Origin of the sequence: Burkholderia sp. E168m23 (genome assembly GCF_016586125.1) — a bacterium.
Lineage (GTDB): Bacteria > Pseudomonadota > Gammaproteobacteria > Burkholderiales > Burkholderiaceae > Burkholderia > Burkholderia orbicola.
The window spans coordinates 1-4,017 of the sequence record NZ_BCPP01000680.1; the positions used below are offsets into that span (position 1 = coordinate 1).

The following is a 4,017-nucleotide window of genomic DNA, read 5'->3' on the forward strand; positions in this document are numbered from 1 at the left end:
GAGGTTCGTGTTCGTATCGAGCGTCGCCGAGCCGCCGACGGTCAGCGCGCCGGTGCCGAGCGCCGAGCCGTTGCCGAGCACCAGTCCGCCAGCATTCAGCGTCGTGCCGCCTGCATAGTTGTTCGCGCCCGACAGCGTGAGCGTCGCCGCACCGTTCTTCACGAGACCGCCACCGCCGGAAACCACGCCGCCGAGGCCGAGGTCGGTGCTACCGCCAAGGGTCAGCGTCGTGCCCGTCGCGAGGTTGACGCCGTTCGCGAGCGTCACGTTGGTGGTCGCATCGAGCGTCGACGAGCCGTTCACGTTCACCGCGCCGATGCCGAGCGACGTATTGCTGCCGACGACGAGGTTGCCGCCGTTCAGGTTGGTGCCGCCGGTGTACACGTTCGTGCCCGTCAGCGATTGCGTGCCGGTACCCGACAGCGTCACGCTGCCGGACCCGCCGATCGTGCCGGCATAGGTCGCATTGCCACTGCCGTTGAGCGTCAGCGAATTGGCGCCAAGGGTCACGTTCGTGCCGGCCGCGCCGGCCAGCGAGCCGATGGTCCGCGCGCCCGACGCACCGGTCACGTCGAACGTTGCGCCCGCACCGGTCAGGTTGACCGTGCCGGTCGCCGACAGGCTGCCGGCTCCGTTCAGCGCGAGCGTGCCGCTGTTGATGGTCGTATCGCCCGTATACGTATTCACGCCGCTCAGCGTCGTGGTCGCCGCGCCGTTCTTCGTGAGGCCGCCGCTGCCGCTGATCGTGCCGGTCAGCCCGAGAGCGTTGCTGCCGCCGAGCGTCAGCGTCGAGCCGGTGGCAAGATTGACCGTGTTGCCGAGCGTCACGTTCGTGCTCGCGTCGAGCGACGCCGACGCGTTGACGTTCAGCGCGCCGATGCCGAGCGCCGAATTGTTGCCGACCACCAGGCCGCCGGCATTCAGGTTCGTGGCGCCTGTGTAGCTGTTCGCGCCGGACAGCGTCAGCGTGCCGCCATCGTTCTTTGTCAACGCGCCGCCCCCCGACACTGTGCCGGACAGCGTCAGCCCGGTCGCACCCTGCACCGTCAGGCCGCCCGCGCCAAGCGACACGTTGTTGGAGACGTTGAGCCCCGTCGTGCCGGCCTGCAACGCGCCGCCGTTGCCCGTGACGGTACCGGTGCCGAGCGACGCGTTGTTGTTGATGATCGCCACGCCGCCCGACAGCGTCGCGTCCTGCGCGGTGGACGCGCCGTTGATCGTCCAGTTGCCGCTCGTGACGTCGAGGTGATTGAAGTTGATGTAGTTGTTGGCCGCGATCGTGCCGTTCGCCGCAGTTCCCTGCTGCAGGTTGAGCGTGTTGTTGCCGCCCGCGCCGCCGTCGACCACGCCGGTTGCCGCCACGCCGAGCGTGATCGGCCCGACCGTGATGTTGAATGCGCCGCCGGTGCCGCCGGCCGTGTTGACCGACGAGCCCGTCACGGCATTGAACGTATTCGTGCTGTTCGCCCCCATCGACACGCCGCCGTTGATCGTGCCCGAGTTGGTGAACGTATTGCCCTGCCCCGGTGTGCCGCTCGACCCCAACGACACGCGACCGGTGATCGTTCCGCTGTTCGACATGTTGACCGTGCCGCCGCCGTACGCGGCGACCACCGGCGCATCGGCGCCGGTCAGCGTCGCGCCGACCAGCGGGGAGGAGCCGATCGTACCCGTGTTCGTAATCGTCGACGTGCCGCCCGCGCCGTTTTGAACCGACAGCGCCATGCCCGTCACGCCGCTGATCGCCACGCCGGTCGAGCCCATCATCGTGCCGTTGTTGGTCACGGTCGTGGTGCTCGCCGCCGCGTTGCCGACCACCGTGCCGCTCGACAGCACGCCGAGCCCCGAGCCGAGCGCCGACGGGTCGATCGTGCCGTTGTTGGTCAGCGTGACGTTATTGCCGGTCAGCGACATCGCCGTGCCGCCGACGCCGAGCAGCACGCCGACGCTTGCACCGGGGTTGACCGTCGCGTTCACGTTGTTGGCGCTGTTCGAATAACTGGGCGCCAGCGGATTCGCGACGCCGGAACAGGTCACCGTGGTGCCCGCCGTGCTGCAGGTCGCGTGGGCGGGAACGATGCCCGCGCCCGACAGCGCCAGAAACACGCCCGTGGGCAACAGCAGTCTCGGAAACGGCTCACCCGCTTTTTTCGAACGCGCAATAGTCATGCTTTCCCTCGTTATTGATTTCGGCTTTGGTATTGGTATTGCGGCCACACCGACTGACGCACGGCAGAAAATCACGGATAAAAGCGTCCGCTCCGGCAATCGCGACGCGATGTCGGTTTATTCATGGATGAATTTTTTAACAACCTGGGAGTGCAGGTTCGGAACTAGTCGAATGACATGATGGTGGCCCCTGTATTTTTGCAGCGACTTTCTGGTTGATTTGATTACCGCCCTGCTTTTATCAGACAAGGCTATATCAAACTCGAACCGTTTTCCAGTCGATATTTCCCCGTCGGATCAAGGGTCAAGGAATATGTACTTTTTACTTCCCGACAGGCTATCGGAAATGACAATCCGGCACGTTTTTCGACGGCGCTTTTTGACTTTTCGCAAAGACACTGGATGCACCGCATCCGTGAAAACACTGATATATCGACTTGATTCAGTATCTGCGAATTTTGCAGTGCAATATATTAACCGTCCCGAATCGCCAATACGACTCATCCGCATTTGCCAAATTGGCATGCGAATGCGGATTCTCAAACAATCACGGGCGTTGCTTCGATTTTCGTCTCGAAATGAAGCGACAACGCAAATCGTTATCGTTCGTCCGGCGTCAATGACGTTCGCACCGCCGACACGAGACGGTAGGCAACCGGAGGGAGAAGGAAGCCACGCCGATTGGAAGCGCGCGCTCCCGGCGCCGTCGCCTCACGAAAACAGCCGCATCAAATAAAGCATCGGCCGAAACGAAACCGGCCGCGCATCCGGATTCACCCACAGCCGCACCGCATACACCGCGTAGGCCGGCACCTCGCGCCAGCTCGAATAGACATCGCGCCACTGAAAGCGGCGCGGATAGGCGGCGGAGATGTTCGACCGCGCAATGCCGACGCGCTCGAACGCGAGACGCGCCCGCGCAAGGTGGTAATACTGGCTGACGATCAGCACGCGGGACAGGCGATGCGCGTGCAGGTAGGCCAGCGTGTGCTGCGCGGTCGCGAGCGTGTTGTCGCCCTGGTCGTCGACGGCGATCCGGTCCGCCGGCACGCCGCGCGCAACGAGGTAGTCGCGCATCGCCGTCGCCTCGTTCAGCCCGGGGCCGTCGATCGCGCCGCTGACCAGAAACGCCGGGCACTGCCCCGCGCGATAGCAGCGCACGCCCACATCGAGCCGGGCCGCGAGCACGGGCTTCGGCGCGCCGGTGTCGTCGAGCGCGTTGCCGAAGATCACGGCGACGTCCGCCGGGTTGCTCGGCATCCGCATGCCATGGATTACGATCGCGGCGGCCGCCGCGGCCCAGACGCACGCAACGACGGCCAGCACGCGGCCGGCCCGGGCCGCAAAGCTCCGTTTGGTTCGATATTTCAAGGTATTCGGTCTCTCAGGTGTCGTCGGGCGCATCGGCCGGCCCAGCCCCGAACGGGCACGTCACGACGGGCGCGTCACGCTAGCACGGCGCGCTCGCGCCTGTCCATGCGACGAACCGATGCCGGCCACGCAGGTCGGCCATAGGGAGATCGAAAGAATGTGAAGGATGCGCCGCGCCGCGAAACCGGCACCGCCCGGGCTCAATCGACCGGGCACATCGCGAGCCGCCCCATCGCCTCGCCGGCGCCACGCACCGCGCAGGTGGCCGGCTCGTCGGCGATCCGCGCGACCAGCCCGGTCTCGTCGTACAGCAGGCGCTCGAGATCGGCGAGCAGCGCGCCGCCGCCGGTGAACACCACGCCGCGATTCGCGATGTCGGTCACGAGTTCGGCCGGCGCGTTTTCCAGCACCGACTTCACCGCGCCGATCACCTGCTTGAGCGGCGCGGCCAGCGCGTCCGCGACGTCGTGGTTGGAC

The 4,017-nt window shown here is 65.8% G+C and carries 4 protein-coding genes; 1 reads left to right on the forward strand and 3 read right to left on the reverse strand.

Annotated elements, in window-relative coordinates; genetic code table 11:
- Window positions 1-2,169 (reverse strand): autotransporter-associated beta strand repeat-containing protein (locus JMF90_RS27330; protein WP_201325661.1); only part of this gene is annotated, 2,169 nt, incomplete at its 3' end.
- On the opposite strand from JMF90_RS27330, the gene JMF90_RS27335 reads away from it, so the two are divergent.
- Window positions 2,168-2,350 (forward strand): hypothetical protein, encoded by a 183-nt coding sequence (locus JMF90_RS27335; protein WP_078041579.1) that lies wholly within the window; start codon window positions 2,168-2,170, stop codon window positions 2,348-2,350. The two genes, JMF90_RS27330 and JMF90_RS27335, sit on opposite strands and share 2 nt — an antisense overlap.
- Window positions 2,351-2,880: 530 nt before the next feature.
- Here JMF90_RS27335 and JMF90_RS27340 read toward each other — a convergent pair.
- Window positions 2,881-3,573 carry a YdcF family protein gene (locus tag JMF90_RS27340; RefSeq protein WP_011547228.1) on the reverse strand — a complete coding sequence of 231 codons (693 nt, stop codon included), beginning with the start codon at window positions 3,571-3,573 and terminating at the stop codon, window positions 2,881-2,883.
- A gap of 167 nt (window positions 3,574-3,740) precedes the next feature.
- A partial coding sequence (locus JMF90_RS27345; RefSeq protein WP_201325662.1) for a rod shape-determining protein occupies window positions 3,741-4,017 on the reverse strand: 277 nt, incomplete at its 5' end.

Excerpts from the sequence above, each read along its gene's own strand:
- JMF90_RS27335 (WP_078041579.1), top strand. The coding sequence starts at position 2,168 with ATGCTTTCCCTCGTTATTGATTTCGGCTTTGGTATTGGTATTGCGGCC.
- JMF90_RS27340 (WP_011547228.1), bottom strand. The coding sequence starts at position 3,573 with ATGCGCCCGACGACACCTGAGAGACCGAATACCTTGAAATATCGAACC.